Origin of the sequence: Geobacillus thermoleovorans (assembly GCF_001610955.1) — a bacterium.
Classification (GTDB): Bacteria; Bacillota; Bacilli; order Bacillales; family Anoxybacillaceae; genus Geobacillus; species Geobacillus thermoleovorans.
Genome location: NZ_CP014335.1, coordinates 1,836,308 through 1,853,915, shown reverse-complemented (window position 1 = coordinate 1,853,915; position 17,608 = coordinate 1,836,308). Strand labels below are relative to the sequence as shown.

Sequence of the window (17,608 nt, the reverse complement as noted above, 5' to 3'; positions counted from 1 at the left end):
GTACCTGTGGGGGACTGAAGCGCTATACAGTACGGTACAACTTTTTCTGTCCCCGATGCAGGATTTTCACCCCCTGCTTGCGAATGGATAGAATTGAACACGTTCAAAGAGGGGTGATGGAATGGCTATTGACCACGACCGGTTGTTTAAAGAACTGATCCAAACGTTCTTCGAAGAGTTTCTTCTCCTCTTTTTTCCCGACATGCATGAACACATTGATTTCAGCCATTTGTCCTTTCTGTCCGAAGAACTGTTTACCGATGTCACGGCAGGTGAAAAATACCGCGTCGATCTATTAGTCGAGACGAAGCTGAAAGGGGAGGATGGGCTGATCATCGTTCATGTGGAGAATCAAAGCTACGTGCAACCATCGTTTCCAGAGCGCATGTTTATCTATTTCAGCCGTTTGTTTGAAAAATACCGCACCCGCATCGTTCCGATCGCTGTCTTCAGCCATGACACCCTCCGCGAAGAACCGTCCGTGTTCTCAATCGAGTTTCCCTTTGGCGACGTGCTGCAGTTTCGCTTTTTCCCGGTGGAGTTGCGCAAGAAACATTGGAGAGACTATATCCGGCATGACAATCCGATTGCGGCTGCCCTCCTTGGCAAAATGGGGTATACTGAAAGTGAGAAAATTGAGTTGAAAAAAGAGTTTTTGCGCATGTTGGTGCGATTGGAGCTGGATGAAGCGAGGCAACGGCTCTTGTTGGGCTTTTTTGAAACGTATGTGAAGCTGTCGGAGGAGGAAGAGCAACAACTGCAAAGAGAGGTGAAGGAGATGGAAACGACAGAAAAAGAGAAAATGTTGGAGCTGATCATTTCCTATGAGCAAAGGGGAAGAAAACAGGGGTTGGAAGAAGGAATTAAACGCGGGATTGAACAAGGGATCAAACAGGGAATGAAACAAGGAATGAAGCAAGGAATGAAGCAAGGAATGAAACAACTGATCCGCAACATGGCGCGCAAAGGAATGAAGGTGGAAGATATTGCTCGGTTGGTGGATCTTCCAGAGCAAGATGTTTGGGAATTGCTTGAAGAGCAGGGAAATTAAACACAAGAGGCGGCTATCTAACGAGGACGGTTGGCGGCGACAAAAGAGGCAGATGAAATCATTGATTCGTAAGTGATAGATTGTAAAAAAACGGATGATTGTCCTGTCGCATAAAAGATGAGGAACGAAAGTCAGAAAGTATGTACTGTACCAAAGTTTTATGTACCGTCTGCTTTGAAGGCTGGCGGTCTTTTTTTTGCTTTGAGACTCCAGCGTTCCGCTAGGTGCTTGATATCAGGTCTGATTATACCTCCATGAACAAAATGCACAAAATTCATTTTATTTTCAAAAACTTCACACCGATCTGGCGGCGTGATAACGTTATGGATGAAAACGTTATCAAAGGAAACAAGGGGGGCAAGGGAGAATGAAGAAAAAAAGATGGTGGGGGTTGCTAGCGGCTGGGATGATGACACTGGCATTGGCGGCCTGTGGAGGCAATGAATCGGCGGGGTCGAAACCGTCCGGTTCCAACTCCGGTTCGTCTGCTTCCAACTATCCGACGAAGCCGATTACGATTGTCGCTCCGTCCGGAGCGGGCGGCGGCTGGGATTTAACGGCCCGCGCGATTACGAAGGTGTTGGATGAGACGGGGCTCATCAAACAGACCATGACGGTTGAAAACAAACCAGGCGGCGGCGGGGCGGTCTTTATGGCCGAATACGCCACCCAAGATGTGAAAAACGATTACAAACTATTTGTCAACTCCCCGCCAATTATTATCAACAACTTGAAAAAAGAAGGGAACAGCCCGTTTGGCTACAAAGACACGACACCGCTCGCCCAGTTGACGAAGGACTTTGGCGCGATTGTTGTGAAGGCGGATTCGAAATTTCAAACGTTAACCGACTTGCTTAATACCATTAAACAAGATCCGAAATCGGTCACGGTAGCCGGGGGATCGGCGCCAGGTTCGATGGATCATTTAGTCGCGATTTTGCCGATCTATAAGTCGGGCATCGATCCGAAATCAGTCAAGTATGTTTCGTACGATGGCGGCGGGGAAGCGATGGCTGCGCTGCTTGGCGGCAATGCCGATGTGATTGCAACGGATGCCTCTTCTGTTGGCGAATATCTCAAAGCCGGCAAAGTGCGGGTGTTGGCGGTTTCCGCTCCAGAACGCCTCGGCGGAGTGCTGAAAGACGTGCCGACGTTGAAAGAGCTTGGCATTGATGCGGAATTTACGATTTGGCGCGGGGTTTTTGGGCCGAAGCAAATGTCCCGAGAGGCAAAAGCGTTTTGGGAAGAAACATTGAAAAAGTTGTCTGAACACGAGAAGTGGAAAGAAGAACTGCAAAAACAAGGCTGGGCGGCGGAATATCGCAATTCGGACGAATTTACGAAGTTTTTGCAAGAGCAGGAGCAGCAAATCGGCGACCTTCTGAAGTCGCTTGGCATGCATAAATGAAGCAAGGGGGAAGAACATTCTTCCCCTTTTTTGTAAAGAACAGGAGGAAGAACCATGAACAAAACGGCTGATCGTATCGCGGCGGTGGCATTCTTGGCGGTTGGTTCCTTGTTTATGGCGGAAAGCTTGCGCCTATCGAAAAGCGCCTACGGCAGTGCGGTAGGACCGAACGTATTTCCGTTTTTGCTTGGACTTGTTCTGGCATTATTAAGCATCAAGCTGTTGTTTGAAACGAGAGGCTATAAGGATTATAAGGATTCAGTGGGAGAGAAGCCGCCGCGGCAGTACAAAAAGTTTCTCATCATTTTCATTGCTGCTGTTTTCTATGCGACGTTGCTTGAAACGGTTGGGTATGTAATCACGACGTTTCTGTTTCTTGTTATCGGCTTTCAAACGATGGAAAGAGGGGCGCTATGGAAGTCGATCGCCATTGCGGCTGGCTTTTCGCTTGGCGTATATGGCCTTTATGTGAAGCTGCTGCAAGGAACATTGCCAAGCTGGCCGATTTGGTTCCAATGAAGGGAGGGGCATCATGAGCACACTATCGTTTTTGCTTGACGGATTTCAGACAGCGCTTCAGCCGCATAACTTGCTGTTTGCCTTTATCGGGGTGTTGATCGGCACAGCGGTCGGTGTGCTTCCTGGGATTGGCCCGATGAGCGGGGTGGCGTTGCTTATTCCGGTGACGGCGTCGATGACGTCCGGCCTTAGTCCGGAACAGGCGGCAGCCAGTTCGATTATTTTGCTCGCCGGCGTGTATTACGGGGCGATGTATGGCGGTTCGACGACATCGATTTTGTTAAATACGCCTGGGGAATCGTCATCGGTTGTCACAACGCTGGACGGCTATCAAATGGCCCGGCAAGGAAGGGCGGGGGCGGCGCTTGCCATTGCCGCGATCGGTTCCTTTGTCGCCGGAATTGTTTCGCTAATCGGCCTCGTCTTATTGGCCCAACCGTTGTCGAATGTGGCGCTGAAGTTCGGCCCGGCTGAATATTTTTCGCTCATGCTGCTCGGGTTGGCGGCGGTGAGCGGACTGGCTGGCAAATCGATGACGAAAGCATGGATCATGACAGTGTTCGGCTTGTTGATTTCCACGATTGGGCTCGACAATGTTTCCGGCGTGGCTCGCTTTACGTACGACATTTCCTATTTATATGGAGGTCTCGAGTTTTTAACCGTAGCGGTCGGGCTATTTGCGTTAGGAGAGGTATTCAAGTCCATTCTCCATCATGAGACGAACGACGGGGACATCGCCAAAATCGGGCGCGTGTTGCCGACGAAAGCGGATTTGAAAGAAAGCGCGGGGCCGATCGCCCGTGGGTCGCTGCTCGGTTTTTTCATCGGGGTGTTGCCGGGAGCCGGGGCCACGTTGGCATCGTTTTTCTCCTATATTCTTGAAAAGAAAGTGAGCAAACATCCGGAAAAGTTCGGGCAAGGGACGATCGCCGGTGTGGCGGCGCCGGAGTCGGCGAACAACGGGGCTTCTGGGGGCGCAATGATTCCGCTTTTGACGCTGGGCATTCCTGGTTCAGGGACGACAGCGATCCTCATGGGTGCACTCATTATGTACAACGTCCAGCCAGGTCCACTGTTGTTCGATGAGCATCCAGCTGTCGCCTGGGGATTGATCGCCAGCATGTTTATCGGCAACGTCATGTTGCTCATTCTCAACATGCCGCTCGTCAAAGTGTTCGCGAAAATTATCCAGACGCCGACGAAATATTTGTTGCCGCTTATTATTGCCATTTCCGTGTTCGGTGTGTATGCGGTGCAAGTGACGACGTTTGATGTGTTTCTGTTGCTGGCGTTTGGTCTGCTTGGCTACTGGCTTGCAGAGCACGACTATCCATTGGCACCGCTTGTGTTGGGGCTTGTTCTCGGGCCGATGATCGAAAACAATATGCGCCGGGCGTTGACGGCATCAAACGGGGACTATCTCGTTTTCTTTGAAAAGCCGATTTCGCTCGTCTTGTTGGTCATTGCCTTTTTATGGATTGCCGTGCCGTTTGTCATGAAACTAAGAGGAAAATCGGTCGTCATCAACGAAGATATGTAATAATAGAAAGAAAGACGTTCCGCCTAACAGGCGGACTGTCTTTCTTTATTTGCTGTTTGGGGAGCGAGCCCTATGAAGCTTCAGACACGGTTAATGGTCATTATTTGTTCATTGTTGCTGCTGGTGATCGTGGTTTTAACGTTTTTGTTTCAGCATATGTTTGCGACGACGCTCAAACAACAAATTGGCATGCGAGCGCTGAATGTGGCCGAGACGGTCGCGTCGACTCCGCTCGTGCGCGAGGCGTTCCGCGACCCGAATCCGTCAGTGCGCTTGCAGCCGTTTGCCGAACATATTCGCCGAAAGACAGGGGCGGAGTACGTAGTGATTGGCAACCGTAAGGGAATCCGCTACGCTCACCCACTGCCAGATCGGATTGGAAAGCATATGGTAGGGGGCGACAACGGCGAAGTGCTGAAAGGCAAAGCGATTATTTCCGAGGCGGTCGGTTCGCTTGGTCCGGCGATCCGGGGAAAAGCGCCGATTTTTGATGAAAACGGACATGTGATCGGCATTGTTTCGGTTGGTTTTTTGCTAGAGGATATTCAGCGTACAGTATGGTCGTATCGTATGAAGATGTTTCTCTTCTCCGTTTTTGCCCTCTTTCTCGGAGCGGTGGGTGCAATGGCGATCGCCAGCACGGTGAAAAAATCGATTCATGGTCTTGAACCGGAAGAAATCGGTTTGCTCTACCAAGAAAAGCAGGCGATTTTAGAAGCGATTCGCGAAGGAATTGTGGCCATCAATCAAGAGGGAACGATTACAATGGTCAATCAAACCGCGTTGAAGTTGCTTGGGTATGAGAACGAACGCGGTGTATTGGGAATGCCTATCTTACAGCTTATTCCCCACTCGAGGTTGCCTGAAGTCATTCGGACGGGACAGGCGGAATTTGACGATGAAATGGTGTTAGGTGAAGAAACGGTCATTGCGAACCGAATCCCGATTAAGGATAAAACTGGGCGCGTCATTGGAGCGGTGTCGACGTTTCGCAACAAATCGGAGCTGTATCGCCTCACAAAAGAGCTGTCCCAGCTCCGGGTGTACGCGGATGCGCTGCGGGCGCAAACACATGAATTTTCCAATAAGCTGTATTTGATCTCTGGGTTGATTCAACTTGAGTCGTATGAAGAAGCGCTTGAGCTTATTACGAAAGAAACGAACTTACAACAAAATATCATTCGTTTTGTCATGAAAGAAATCCCGGATTCGATCATCGGCGGGCTGCTGATTGACAAGTTCAACCGCGCCCATGAGCTGAAAATCACCTTTGAAATTGATCGGGAAAGCAGTTTTCGCGATGTGCCGCCATGGATTGATCGCGACCATTTGGTGACGATTATCGGGAATTTGTTGGATAACGCCATGGAAGCGGTCCTCCACAACGGAAAAGAAGAGAAACGAGTGACCATTTTTTTGACCGACCTCGGCGATGACTTGATTATTGAGGTCGAGGATAACGGATTAGGCGTTGATCCGGATGTGGCGGAACGGATATACGACCGCGGCTTTTCGACCAAAGCCAACGGCCTCCGTGGGTATGGGCTTGATCTTGTCAGGAAGGCGCTGGCGATGCTTGGTGGGCAAATCACCTACCAGTCGAAACAAGGAGAGGGAACGGTGTTTACCGTCATTATTCCGAAGCGGTCGGGCCGTGCCAACCCATGCTGAAAGAAAGCATTTCCCATAAAAGGCCTCTACACCTTTATGCATCAATATTTCGGAGGGAGGGAAGCAGGGGGGATGATTCGTGTACTTATTATTGAAGACGACCGCCGCATCGCTGAAATTAATCGGCGCTTTGTCGAGAAAGTGAATGGGTATGAAGTGGTCGGCATTGCCACGAACGCCGAAGAGGCAAGGGAATTGACAGAGGTGCTGCAACCCGACGTGTTGTTGCTTGATGTCTATTTTCCGGATATGAACGGCCTCTCTTTTTTAAAATGGGTTCGGGAACGCTTTTCCAATATCGATATTATTATGATCACAGCAGCACGAGAAGTGGATGCCTTGAAACAAGCGCTGCATGGCGGGGTGTTTGATTATATTATCAAGCCGATTATGTTTGATCGATTTGCCGAAACCTTGCATCGATATAAAGAATATTATGATAAAATGCAGCAGTGGATGAAAGAAAAAGAGTGGATCGATCAAGAGGATGTCGACAAACTGATCGGGCGGGAGGCCCCGGTTAGGGATCAGCCTATGCTTCCAAAAGGCATTCAGCCGCTAACCCTTGAAAAAGTGCTGATGGTTGTGAAACGGTGTCAAGATGGTGTGACGGCGGAAGAAGTGGGACGGCAAATTGGCACAAGCCGGACGACCGCCCGTCGATATTTAGAATACCTTGTCTCCACGGGACAAGTGCTAGCCGATATTGTCTATGGATCGGTCGGACGTCCAGAGCGGATTTATAAGAAAAGAGGATGAGCGAGATCCGTTTCAGAGAATAGCGGCTTCCGTATGCATAAAGAAAGCGGGGGAAAACATCTTGGACATTTTTGTGAGTATCTTGCTTCAAGTCATGATTCCGATGTTGCTGATCGTCGGCTTGGGGGCAGGGTTTCACCGTTTCTTTCGTCTTGACCTCAATACATTATCCAAATTGAACATGTATGTCCTGCTGCCGGCAGTCGCATTCATCAACGTGTACGACAGTGAGTTGAATGGAAAGGTGTTAGCGGCTATCTTAGGGTTTCTTCTGTTGCAAAACGGCGGGCTGATGGTTTTGAGTAGGATCATGGCGAAACTATTCAAACTGGAGCGAAGTATGGCAGCGGTGTTTCAAAATACGGTTGTGCTGAACAATTCTGGCAACTTCGGCATTCCTGTCAGCCAGCTGGTGTTTCACCAACATCCGCTCGGGGCGACGATTCAAATCATCGTGACCATTTTTCAAAACTTCTTGACCAATACATATGGAGTGTATCAGTTCGTGTCAGGAAACGGGAAAAGTGGGAAATGGGCCGCTGAGATATGGAAAAATCCCGTTCTTCACGCGCTGTTGTTCGGTGTGGTCTGCCGATGGCTTCACGTCCCAATCCCATCATTTTTATGGACGCCGCTTCGGCGGGTTGCCGACGCGTTTTTAGCCATCGCCCTCTTTACGTTGGGAGCGCAAATCGCCTACGCCCGTTTTAACGCCTTGCCGCCGCTTGTGTATGCAAGTGTGTTTGGGCGTCTCGTTTTGTCGCCGCTGTTGGCTGCGTCTTTGATCTTTCTATTAGGAATTGATGGAGTGACGGCTCAGGCGTTGCTCATTGCTAGTTCCTATCCGTGCTCGCGCAATACGGCGCTGTATGCACTCGAGTATGACTGCCACCCAGATTACGCCGCCCAGGCGGTGTTGGTGTCGACTTTGTTGAGCGCCATTACCGTTACAGGCGTTGTGTATGCGGCCCGGCTGTTGTTTCCGATCGCTGGATGAAAACGAGGGCAAGCTGTCGTCGACTCCCAATCATGCAAAAATCATGGGGGGATCGACGACAATGTGCTTTCGTGTCAAAACCCTACAGCTTACATTGCAGGTTCGGTTAGAAACAGCTACCATACTTTAATGGCAGGTGCAAGTACATCTTTTGGTGATGAACCAATATCGGCTCTTCACCACAAGTTGTACTTGAGATTTTAAGATAGGTATGCATAGGAAAAATAGAGGGTGCAAAAAATGCGAATGTTCCTGTATGGTAAAGGTGACCAAACCAACCCATTGGAGGAACATTCGCATGTATTCTCCGTTTATCAAAGAACTCATCGATTGACCAGACGTTTTGATTCAAAAGGTGCGAAAACGAAGAAGAACGTTGGATTTTCGAACTTTCTCTGACGCTTTAGGATTTCAATCCAAAACTATTGTAAACCGCTTTCATTTGGTTTATAATAAAGCTAAACCGGTTTATGAAAATACTTTTGAACTAAATCGATTTAGTCTGAAAGAGGGATCCCAGTTGAAAAAAGTAACGATGGCCGATGTCGCGAAATTGGCCAACGTTTCGAAAAGCACGGTCTCGCAATACTTGAACAAACGCTATGAATATATGAGCGAGGAAACAAGAAAGCGCATCGCTCAAGCGATTGAGGAACTTGGCTATCAGCCAAACGTCATCGCCCGCAGCTTAAAGCAAAAGACGACAGCGACCATTGGCGTGATTGTGTTCAACATGCTTCATATGTTGACGACGCAAGTGCTGCACGCCATTGAAGAGGAATGCCAAAAGCGCGGGTTTCAAGTCATTGTCTGCAACTCCGGCGATGATTCGGAAAAGGAGAAAAAATATGTTGACATGTTGCTGGCGAAACAAGTGGACGGGCTGATCGTGTTTCCGACAGGGAAAAATGAAGAGGTCTACCGCCGCCTTGTCGAGGAGCGCTTTCCGCTTGTGTTTGTCGACCGGATGGTGCCGGGGGTGGAGGCGGACAGCGTGCTGCTTGATAATGCAGGTGCAGCGGAAATGGCGGTTCAGTATTTCGCTTCCTATGGCTACGACCGGATTGCCATTGTCACCCCGCCGCTTGTCCCTTACAACGTGCCGCGGATGGAACGATTTGAAGGGTTTCGGGCGGCCATGGAGAAAAGGGGATTTGAAGTCGGCGATCAAAACGTCATCGCCGCTGAACCTGCCGCGCTGCCTGGGGAGCTGAAGAAGCGGTTCATGGAATCGGAGCGGCCAAACGCCTTGTTTGCGATTAACGACTTGACGTTAATGGGCGTTTTGCGGTTTGTGAAGGAGACGGGCATCCGTATGCCGGATGAACTGGCGATCATCAATATTGACGATGTGCCGTTTGCCGATATTTATACACCGGCGTTGACGACGATCGCCCAGCCAACGTTTGCGATGGGAAAAAAAGCGGCGGAGCGTGTGTTTGAACAAATGGATTCGAATCATGCCGACAGCCCGCGCGTGTTTCGTTTCTCCCCGGTGTTGATGGAAAGGACAGCGATCAGACGGGAGAAGGCATGAGGAAGGGAGGAGAAACGATGGCGATTCATGGGGACGTCGTCATTGGGATTGATATTGGAACGACAAGTACGAAAGCGGTCGTGTTTGACGAGCAGGGGAGGGTGCTGGCCTCTCATGCGATCGACTATCCGATCATCCAGCCGCACCCGGGGTTTGCGGAGCAGGATCCGGAAGAGCTGTTTGCCGCGGTCATTCAAGCGGTCGGAGCGGTGACGATCCGCCACGGCATCCGCCCAGAGCAGGTGAAAGCGATGGGCTTGAGCGCGGCGATGCACTCGATCATGGCGCTTGACGGATCCGGGCGGCCGCTTACCCGCCTCATGATCTGGGCGGACAACCGGAGCGTCGCCCAAGCGGAGCGGCTGTTGAAAGAACAGAACGGGCTTGATATTTATCGGCGGACGGGGACACCGATCCACCCGATGTCCCCGTTGCCGAAACTGCTTTGGCTGAAAGAGAAGCAGCCGGATGTGTTTCGGCAAGCCCGCTGGTTTGTCTCTGTGAAAGACTATGTGCTTTACCGCCTATATGGCGATTATATCGCTGACCATTCGCTCGCTTCAGCCACTGGTTTGTTCCGCCTCGATACGCTTGATTGGGACGAGGGTGTGCTTTCGTTTCTTGGTATCAGCCGCGAGCAGCTGCCGCGTTTAGTTCCAGCTATACACATTCTGCAAGGAATGAAGAAAGAATGGGCGGATAAAATGGGGGTATCCGCTGATGTGCCCGTCGTTATCGGCGCAAGTGACGGCGTGCTCGCCAATGTCGGTGTCGGGGCGGTGCTTCCGGGGGAAGCAGCGATTACAATCGGGACGAGCGGGGCGGTGCGGACGATCGCGACAAAACCGACAACCGATGAAAAAGGGCGGACGTTTTGTTATGCGTTGACGCCTGGCTATTGGGTCGTTGGCGGGCCGACGAACAACGGCGGCATCTTGCTTCGCTGGCTGCGCGATGAGTTCGGCGCCCAGGAGCGGGAAGTGGCGAAAAAGCTCGGAATGGATCCATACGATTTGTTGACGAAATACGCCGAACGTGTTCCGCCTGGATCCGAGGGGCTGGTGTTTTTGCCGTTTTTATCGGGCGAGCGGGCGCCGTATTGGAACGCGAACGCGCGTGGGACGTTTTTTGGCCTTGGCCTTCATCATAAGCGCGAGCATTTCATCCGCGCTGTCATGGAAGGCGTCTGCTTCAGCATCCTATCCGTCGCCTTGGCCATTCGCGATGCAACCGGGCCGATGTCAGAAATCCGCGTCTCGGGCGGATTTGCCAAATCGCCGTTTTGGCGGCAAATGCTTGCCGATATGCTCGGCAAACCGCTCATTGTGCCGCAGACGCACGAGGCTTCAGCGTTAGGAGCGGCCGCGGTGGCGCTTCATGCATTAGGCGAATTGCCGTCGCTTGAGATGGTGAAACCATGGATCGGTACAATGGCCCGCCATGAGCCGAACGAAGCCCATACGCTCATTTACGCCGAGCTGTTTGATTTGTATGCTCGTTTGTATGAGCGATTGAAAGAGGAATTTGACATCATCGCTGCGTTTCAGCGACGCAATGGGTAAAAGGGGCAAATCCTAAATCGGTTTAGGGCTCCAACGTTACGGTTACTAAATCGATTTATCCCCTCTCTCTTAAACAAAACTGAAAACGTTTGCTTTAGTAAGGGCTAAATCGATTTATCTATAAAGCAATAAGAAAAACGCAAGGAGGAGACGCAGATGGGAATTGCCATTGTTATTGCCGCTATTATCGTTTTGTTATTGCTCATTACGGCGGTGAAAATGCATCCGTTTGTCGCACTCATTTTAGTGTCCGTCGGCGTCGGACTGGCGATGGGGATGCCGCTTGTCGCTCCGTCTCCAGAAACGCCGGGGATCATTGATTCGATTAAAGCGGGGCTTGGCAATACGCTTGGCTTTTTAGCGATCGTCTTGGCGCTCGGGACGATGCTCGGCAAAATGATGGCCGAATCAGGCGGCGCCGAGCGCATTGCGAAAACGTTGATCGACCGCTTTGGCCAAAAACGCGTCCATTGGGCGATGATGGTCGTCGCCTTTTTAGTCGGCATTCCGGTCTTTTTCCAAGTGGGGTTTGTATTGCTCATTCCGCTCGTCTTTACGATTGCGATGGAAACCGGCATTTCACTTGTGACGATCGGCATTCCGCTTGTCGCCGGTTTGTCGGTGGTGCACGGCCTTGTCCCGCCGCATCCGGCGGCGATGGCGGCTGTCGGCATTTTTCAAGCTGACGTTGGAAAGACCATTCTTTATTCGATTATCGTCGGTCTGCCGACGGCGATCATTGCTGGGCCGCTGTACGGCAAATGGATCGGTTCGCGCCTGCACAAAACAGTGCCGGCGGAGATTGCCGAACAGCTTGTGCAGCATAAAGAAGCACGTGAGTTTCCAGGCTTTGGCAATACGCTGTTCACGATTTTGCTTCCGGTCATTTTGATGTTGATTGCCTCTGTGGCAAACGTGACGCTTGATCAAAAGTCAGAAGCGGCGAAAGTGTTGCGCTTTATCGGCGACCCGATTGTTGCGCTCTTGATCGCGACGGTTTATTCGTTCTTCAGCTTAGGCTACGCCCGCGGCTTCAACCGCGACGCTGTCTTGAAATTTGCCAACGACTGCCTCGGCCCGGTCGCGAACATCCTGCTTGTCATCGGGGCGGGCGGCGCATTCAACAAAGTGCTGCTTGATTCCGGCATCGGCGAACAAATCGCGGAAGTGGCGAAACACTCGCACTTCTCTCCGCTCCTGTTAGGCTGGGGCATTGCGGCGCTCATTCGCGTAGCGACGGGATCGGCGACCGTCTCGATGATGACCGCTGCCGGCATCGTTGCCCCCATCGCGGCTACCATGCCGGGAACGAATATGGAACTGCTTGTCTTGGCGACCGGCGCGGGTTCGTTGATCTTGTCGCACGTCAATGACTCCGGCTTCTGGATGATCAAAGAATATTTCGGCATGACGGTGAAAGAAACGCTCATGACATGGACAGTCATGGAAACGATTATTTCGGTGGTGGCGTTTGTCTTCATTTTGTTATTGAATATGGTTCTCTAGCCTTTTCCAGGCAAGACGCTCGTTTTTAGAAGAACGGGCGTCTTATTTTTATATGTCCTTTTGTTATATTTTATATTATAATTATGTAATAAAAAATGACATAAGGAGTGACGCCTGTTGATTTTTGCGAGACGTGCGGAACGAAAAATAAAGCGCGAACTGGATCAGCCTCGACGTGAGGAAACGCAGGGAGGACCGCAACAAATTGCAAGGCAAATTGTTGTGGCGGTTGATCAGCTCAAAGCAGCGATGGAACAGATGAAGATGGCGGCACTTTCGCTGAATGACATTTCCGATTCAAGCCGGAATAGTGCGGCAGAGCTGATGGACCATAGCGAGAAAACGGTGGAGTATACGGAAAAAGTGGCGAACAAAATGCGAACAATCGAGGAGGCGGCTAGGGAAATCGCTGCATCTTCGCGTGATATGTATGCGAGCAGCCAGCAGTTTTCCGAACATTGGCTGCATTCATGGAATTCATTGGAGACGTTGCAAAAAGAAATTCGAACACTGCGCTCCCACCATGAAACGTTATTGGAACAAATGGACCGTCTCGTTCATCATTCGCGACGCATCAATGAAATTATATCAGCGATCGGCGAGATTTCGCAGAAAACGAAAATTTTGTCGCTCAATGCCAATATTGAGGCGGCTCGTGCGGGAGAACATGGGCGCGGGTTTGCGGTCGTCGCGCGGGAAATCGGCATGTTGGCGAATCAAACGTCGGAAGCTGTCCAGCAAACACAGGATATTTTGTCCCTTATTCAACGCGAAATCGCAGCGACAACCGATATCGTTCGCGAAGAAACAAAGCAAATCGATGTCGAAGAGAAAGAAATGGAAGCGATTATGTCGTTCCTTCATTTGCTGCAGCGACAGCTGAATGATATGACGGACCTCGTCTCCTCTTCTGTCCGGTCAGCGTCTGGGCAGTCGGACAGCGTGAAAGAAATCGCCGTTCTCCTAGAAGAAATCGTGCAATTGAGCCGGGAAAATCAACGGTTTGTCGAGCGAGTGACGGCGGATATGAACGAACAGCATGAAAGCGTCGAACAGATTTTGCGCATTAATGAAGCGCTGCAAAAGACAGCGGAGGAGCTGCAGCAAACGGTCGGACGTGATTGGATGAGAGAAACGATTTCTGTCGATGATGCGGTCGTGAAAAACACGATTCAGAAACTATCGGCTTTGCTTCAGTCAGCTCCGTTGGAACAAATGGATGAGGCCATGCATCAACGCGTGCTGGATCGATTTTTATCTGAGAATGGAGAGATTGAGGCTGTCTGGTCGAATCGTCTTGATGGGGCGTTTGTCTATTCGAATCCGCCGGCGGGCTTGGTCAACGCCAAAGTCCGGTCGTGGTTTCAGGAAGCTTGTAGAGGAACAGTGTATGTTTCCGATCCGTATGTATCGGCATTGACGAAACATCTTTGCGTCACGGTGTCCGCTCCCATTAGGGATCATAACGGTCAAATTGTCGGGGTCATTGGAGTGGATTTGTCGCTTGTGAAATGAACGCTGCCCCAAAAAGGTGCATGTGTGCCTTTTTGGGGCATGTTTTGTTTTTCGACCTGGCTGATTGGTCGGAAGATGATTGATAATAAATATAACAAAAATATGTAATAAAATATGACAAATATGTTGACTCCGTGAAACGTGGGCCTTATACTGCTAATCAAGAACAAATCCTCAACGTGGAGAACATGCATCGCTTTTGAGGAACAAGGGAGGGATGCGCTCTTTTAGATGAACGAGGGGCAGGAATTCATCGATGTTTCAAATGAATAGGGGGAAGGGTGTGCGAATGAAACCAGCATTCATGTGGAAATTATGGCTGCTTTTATGCGTCAGTGTTTTTGCTCTTGGGGGATGTGCGGCGTCATCAGCAGTGGATCAAGCCAAAAACGAGAATCAAAATGATTCATCTTCGGCTGGCAAAGAAGGGGATGTGGTCAAAGTAGGAATCCTGCACTCGTTAAGCGGAACGATGGCCATCAGTGAAGTGTCGCTGCGCGATGCCGAGTTAATGGCCATTGAGGAAATCAATGCATCGGGCGGGCTGCTCAGCAAGAAGATTGAACCGGTTGTGGAAGATGGAGCGTCCGACTGGCCGACATTTGCCGAAAAGGCGAAAAAATTGCTGCAAAAAGATCAAGTGGCCGCCATTTTCGGCGGTTGGACATCGGCGAGCCGCAAGGCGATGCTTCCGGTTGTGGAGCAAAACAACGGGCTGCTTTGGTATCCGGTGCAATATGAAGGGATGGAGTCATCACCGAACATCTTTTACACCGGGGCGACGACGAATCAACAAATCGTTCCGGCGGTCAGCTGGCTCTTGAAAAACCGCGGCAAAACGTTTTTCTTGCTTGGGTCGGATTACGTCTTTCCGCGGACAGCCAACAAAATCATCAAGGCTCAGCTGAAGGCCGAAGGAGGGCAAGTGGTCGGGGAAGAATATACGCCGCTCGGCCATACCGATTATAGCACCATTATCAGCAAAATCAAACAAGTGAAACCGGCTGTCGTCTTCAATACGCTCAACGGCGATAGCAATGTCGCCTTTTTCAAACAGTTGAAAGACGCTGGCATCACGCCGAAAGACGTGACGGTGATGTCCGTCAGCATCGCAGAAGAAGAAATCCGCGGGATCGGGCCGGATGTGTTGGCCGGTCATTTGGCTGTGTGGAACTATTTTCAGACGACCGATACACCGGAGAATAAGGCATTTGTACAAAAGTATAAAGAAAAGTATGGACAAGACCGCGTGACGGATGACCCGATTGAAGCGGCGTATACTGCGGTTCATTTATGGGCCGAAGCAGTGAAAAAAGCCGGTTCCTTTGATGTTGATCAAGTGAAAAAAGCGGCGGCCGGCCTTGAATACAAGGCGCCGGAAGGAACGGTGAAAATTGACGGGGAAACGCAGCATCTATGGAAAACGGTGCGCATTGGCGAAATCCAAGCGGACGGACAATTCAAAGAGTTATGGAATTCCGGCCAGCCGGTGAAGCCGGATCCGTATTTAAAAAGCTACCCATGGGCGAAAGGATTAAGTGAATAGTTCACTTGGAAGGAAGGGATTTCCTTCCTTCTTGCCCAGCGGACATGAGAGGGGGGATGGCGATGTTCATTGACCAATTATTCAACGGGCTGAGCGTCGGTTCGATTTTGCTTTTGATTGCCATTGGGTTGGCGATCACGTTCGGGCTGATGGGCGTCATCAATATGGCGCACGGTGAACTGATGATGGTCGGAGCGTATACGACCTATGTCATCCAGCAATGGTTCACTAGCCATATGCCGCACTCGGCAGGGCTGTATTTTGTCGCCGCCATTCCATTGTCATTTTTGGCAGCCGCTCTGCTTGGATGGGGGCTGGAAAAAAGTTTGATCCGCCATTTGTATCGCCGTCCGTTGGACAGTTTGTTGGCTACATGGGGGATCAGTTTGATTTTGCAACAGACCGCCCGTCTCATCTTTGGGGCGCCCAACGTGGCGGTTGTGCCGCCAAGCTGGCTGGATGGCGGAATCCGCTTGTTTGGGACAGTGTTTCCGTATAAACGGTTGTTTATTCTTTGCCTTGTGTTGGCGATCGTTTTCTTTCTCTATATGTATTTAATGAAAACACGAGCTGGCCGACGCATTCAAGCCGTCACCATGAACCGGTCGATGGCAGCCTGCCTCGGCATTGCCACGCAAAAGGTCGATGCTTACTCGTTTGCCATCGGTTCAGGGTTGGCGGGGGTGGCGGGATGCGCGTTGACCTTGCTTGGGCCGATCGGGCCGACGATCGGCACATACTATATTGTCGATGCGTTTATGGTCGTCATTTTAGGGGGAGTGGGAAAACTGGCCGGGACGCTGCTGGGGGCATTTGGCATTGGTTTGATTTCGACGTTCGTCGAATATTCCACAAGCGCCACCATTGCCAAAGTCATTGTGTTCGTTTTGATTATTGCTTTCTTGCAATGGAAACCATCCGGTCTTCTTAGCGTGAGAACGCGGTCGCTCGATTGAGGGGGGAGCATGGTGAACAAACGTTGGGGATACTGGCTGTTTTTTGCCGCCTTGTTTCTTGCGCCGTTTTATTTGACCGAGTTCCGCTTGTCCCTGCTCGGCAAATTTCTTTGCTTTGCCATCGTGGCGGTCGGCATCTCCCTCATTTGGGGCTATACCGGCATTTTGAGCCTCGGCCATGGGGTGTACTTCGGGTTAGGCGCTTATTGCATGGCGATGTATTTGAAGCTCGAAGCTTCGCGAGGGCATTTGCCTGATTTTATGGAATGGAGCGGCGTGCGCGAACTGCCGTGGTTTTGGAAGCCGTTTGCGCATCCTATGGTGGCCATCGCCGCCGCGATCGCTCTTCCTACGTTGCTCGCTGCGCTATTAAGCTATTTAACGTTTAAAAATCGGATTAAAGGTGTCTATTTTTCTCTCCTTTCCCAGGCGGTTGTTGTCGTGTTTGTTACGTTGTTTATCGGCAAGCAAGAATGGACAGGCGGAACGAACGGCTTGACCAATTTTTCGACCGTGTTTGGTTTTTCGCTGTCATCGCCGCTCACCCAAATCGTTTTGTATTGGCTGACAACGGCCTGTCTCGCTCTCATTTTCGTCGCGGCGCGCCGCTTGACGTCCGGACGGTTGGGGAAGGTGCTCATCGCGATTCGCGACGCGGAAAACCGGGTTCGTTTTTTAGGATTCAATCCGACCGTCTATAAAGTGTTTGTGTATAGTTTGTCAGCAGCCTTTGCCGGAGTGGCAGGCGCATTGTTTGTCCTGCAAGTCGGGCTCATTTCCCCGGAGATGATGGGGATTATTCCTTCGATCGAAATGGTGTTATGGGCCGCTGTCGGCGGACGCCAATCGCTCATGGGCGCGATCATTGGCGCGATTGTCATGAACACGGCGAAAAGCTTTTTAAGCGAAAATTATCCGGATCTATGGCTGCTTTTGTTAGGCGCGCTGTTTGTCGTTGTCGTGTTATTGGTTCCGAAAGGATTGGCGGGCATTTATGAATCGCTCGTTGCCGTTCGCATCAAAGCAAAAAGGGGGGCATGA

General features: G+C 50.8%; 14 protein-coding genes and 1 CRISPR repeat array (1 of these 15 only partly in view). All 14 genes read left to right on the top strand.

Annotated elements, in window-relative coordinates; all coding sequences use genetic code 11:
• Nucleotides 1-21: a CRISPR direct-repeat array (repeat unit 30 nt) (it extends 406 nt beyond the left edge of the window).
• 100 nt (nucleotides 22-121) lie between these two features.
• A complete protein-coding gene (locus tag GT3570_RS09235) occupies nucleotides 122-1,051 on the top strand; it encodes an Rpn family recombination-promoting nuclease/putative transposase (RefSeq protein WP_014196023.1) in 930 nt (309 codons plus the stop codon).
• 367 nt (nucleotides 1,052-1,418) lie between these two features.
• On the top strand, nucleotides 1,419-2,459 hold the full coding sequence (locus GT3570_RS09230; protein ID WP_023633751.1) for a Bug family tripartite tricarboxylate transporter substrate binding protein: 1,041 nt from the start codon (nucleotides 1,419-1,421) through the stop codon (nucleotides 2,457-2,459).
• Between the two features lie 54 nt (nucleotides 2,460-2,513).
• The gene (locus GT3570_RS09225; protein ID WP_020279064.1) at nucleotides 2,514-2,978 is read left to right on the top strand and encodes a tripartite tricarboxylate transporter TctB family protein; all 465 of its coding nucleotides are present in this window, start codon (nucleotides 2,514-2,516) and stop codon (nucleotides 2,976-2,978) included.
• A gap of 13 nt (nucleotides 2,979-2,991) precedes the next feature.
• Entirely contained in the window at nucleotides 2,992-4,518 is a 1,527-nt protein-coding gene (locus tag GT3570_RS09220; RefSeq protein WP_062898674.1) for a tripartite tricarboxylate transporter permease, read from the top strand.
• A gap of 72 nt (nucleotides 4,519-4,590) precedes the next feature.
• The gene (locus GT3570_RS09215) at nucleotides 4,591-6,189 is read left to right on the top strand and encodes an ATP-binding protein (RefSeq protein WP_062898673.1); all 1,599 of its coding nucleotides are present in this window, start codon (nucleotides 4,591-4,593) and stop codon (nucleotides 6,187-6,189) included.
• Nucleotides 6,190-6,261: 72 nt separating this feature from the next.
• Complete coding sequence (locus GT3570_RS09210) at nucleotides 6,262-6,948, top strand: response regulator (protein ID WP_014196017.1); 687 nt, start codon at nucleotides 6,262-6,264, stop codon at nucleotides 6,946-6,948.
• A gap of 61 nt (nucleotides 6,949-7,009) precedes the next feature.
• On the top strand, nucleotides 7,010-7,945 hold the full coding sequence (locus tag GT3570_RS09205; RefSeq protein WP_062898672.1) for an AEC family transporter: 936 nt from the start codon (nucleotides 7,010-7,012) through the stop codon (nucleotides 7,943-7,945).
• A 520-nt stretch (nucleotides 7,946-8,465) separates the two neighbouring features.
• The gene (locus GT3570_RS09200; RefSeq protein WP_062898671.1) at nucleotides 8,466-9,482 is read left to right on the top strand and encodes a LacI family DNA-binding transcriptional regulator; all 1,017 of its coding nucleotides are present in this window, start codon (nucleotides 8,466-8,468) and stop codon (nucleotides 9,480-9,482) included.
• A gap of 17 nt (nucleotides 9,483-9,499) precedes the next feature.
• Entirely contained in the window at nucleotides 9,500-11,044 is a 1,545-nt protein-coding gene (gene xylB / locus GT3570_RS09195) for a xylulokinase (RefSeq protein ID WP_062898670.1), read from the top strand.
• Between the two features lie 156 nt (nucleotides 11,045-11,200).
• A complete protein-coding gene (locus GT3570_RS09190) occupies nucleotides 11,201-12,550 on the top strand; it encodes a GntP family permease (RefSeq protein ID WP_062898669.1) in 1,350 nt (449 codons plus the stop codon).
• A gap of 117 nt (nucleotides 12,551-12,667) precedes the next feature.
• Entirely contained in the window at nucleotides 12,668-14,065 is a 1,398-nt protein-coding gene (locus GT3570_RS09185; protein ID WP_062898668.1) for a methyl-accepting chemotaxis protein, read from the top strand.
• A gap of 289 nt (nucleotides 14,066-14,354) precedes the next feature.
• The gene (gene urtA, locus GT3570_RS09180) at nucleotides 14,355-15,611 is read left to right on the top strand and encodes an urea ABC transporter substrate-binding protein (protein WP_062898667.1); all 1,257 of its coding nucleotides are present in this window, start codon (nucleotides 14,355-14,357) and stop codon (nucleotides 15,609-15,611) included.
• Nucleotides 15,612-15,667: 56 nt separating this feature from the next.
• A complete protein-coding gene (urtB, locus tag GT3570_RS09175; RefSeq protein ID WP_062898666.1) occupies nucleotides 15,668-16,567 on the top strand; it encodes an urea ABC transporter permease subunit UrtB in 900 nt (299 codons plus the stop codon).
• Nucleotides 16,568-16,576: 9 nt separating this feature from the next.
• Nucleotides 16,577-17,608: an urea ABC transporter permease subunit UrtC gene (gene urtC / locus GT3570_RS09170; RefSeq protein ID WP_062898665.1), complete on the top strand. Its 1,032-nt coding sequence runs from the start codon at nucleotides 16,577-16,579 to the stop codon at nucleotides 17,606-17,608.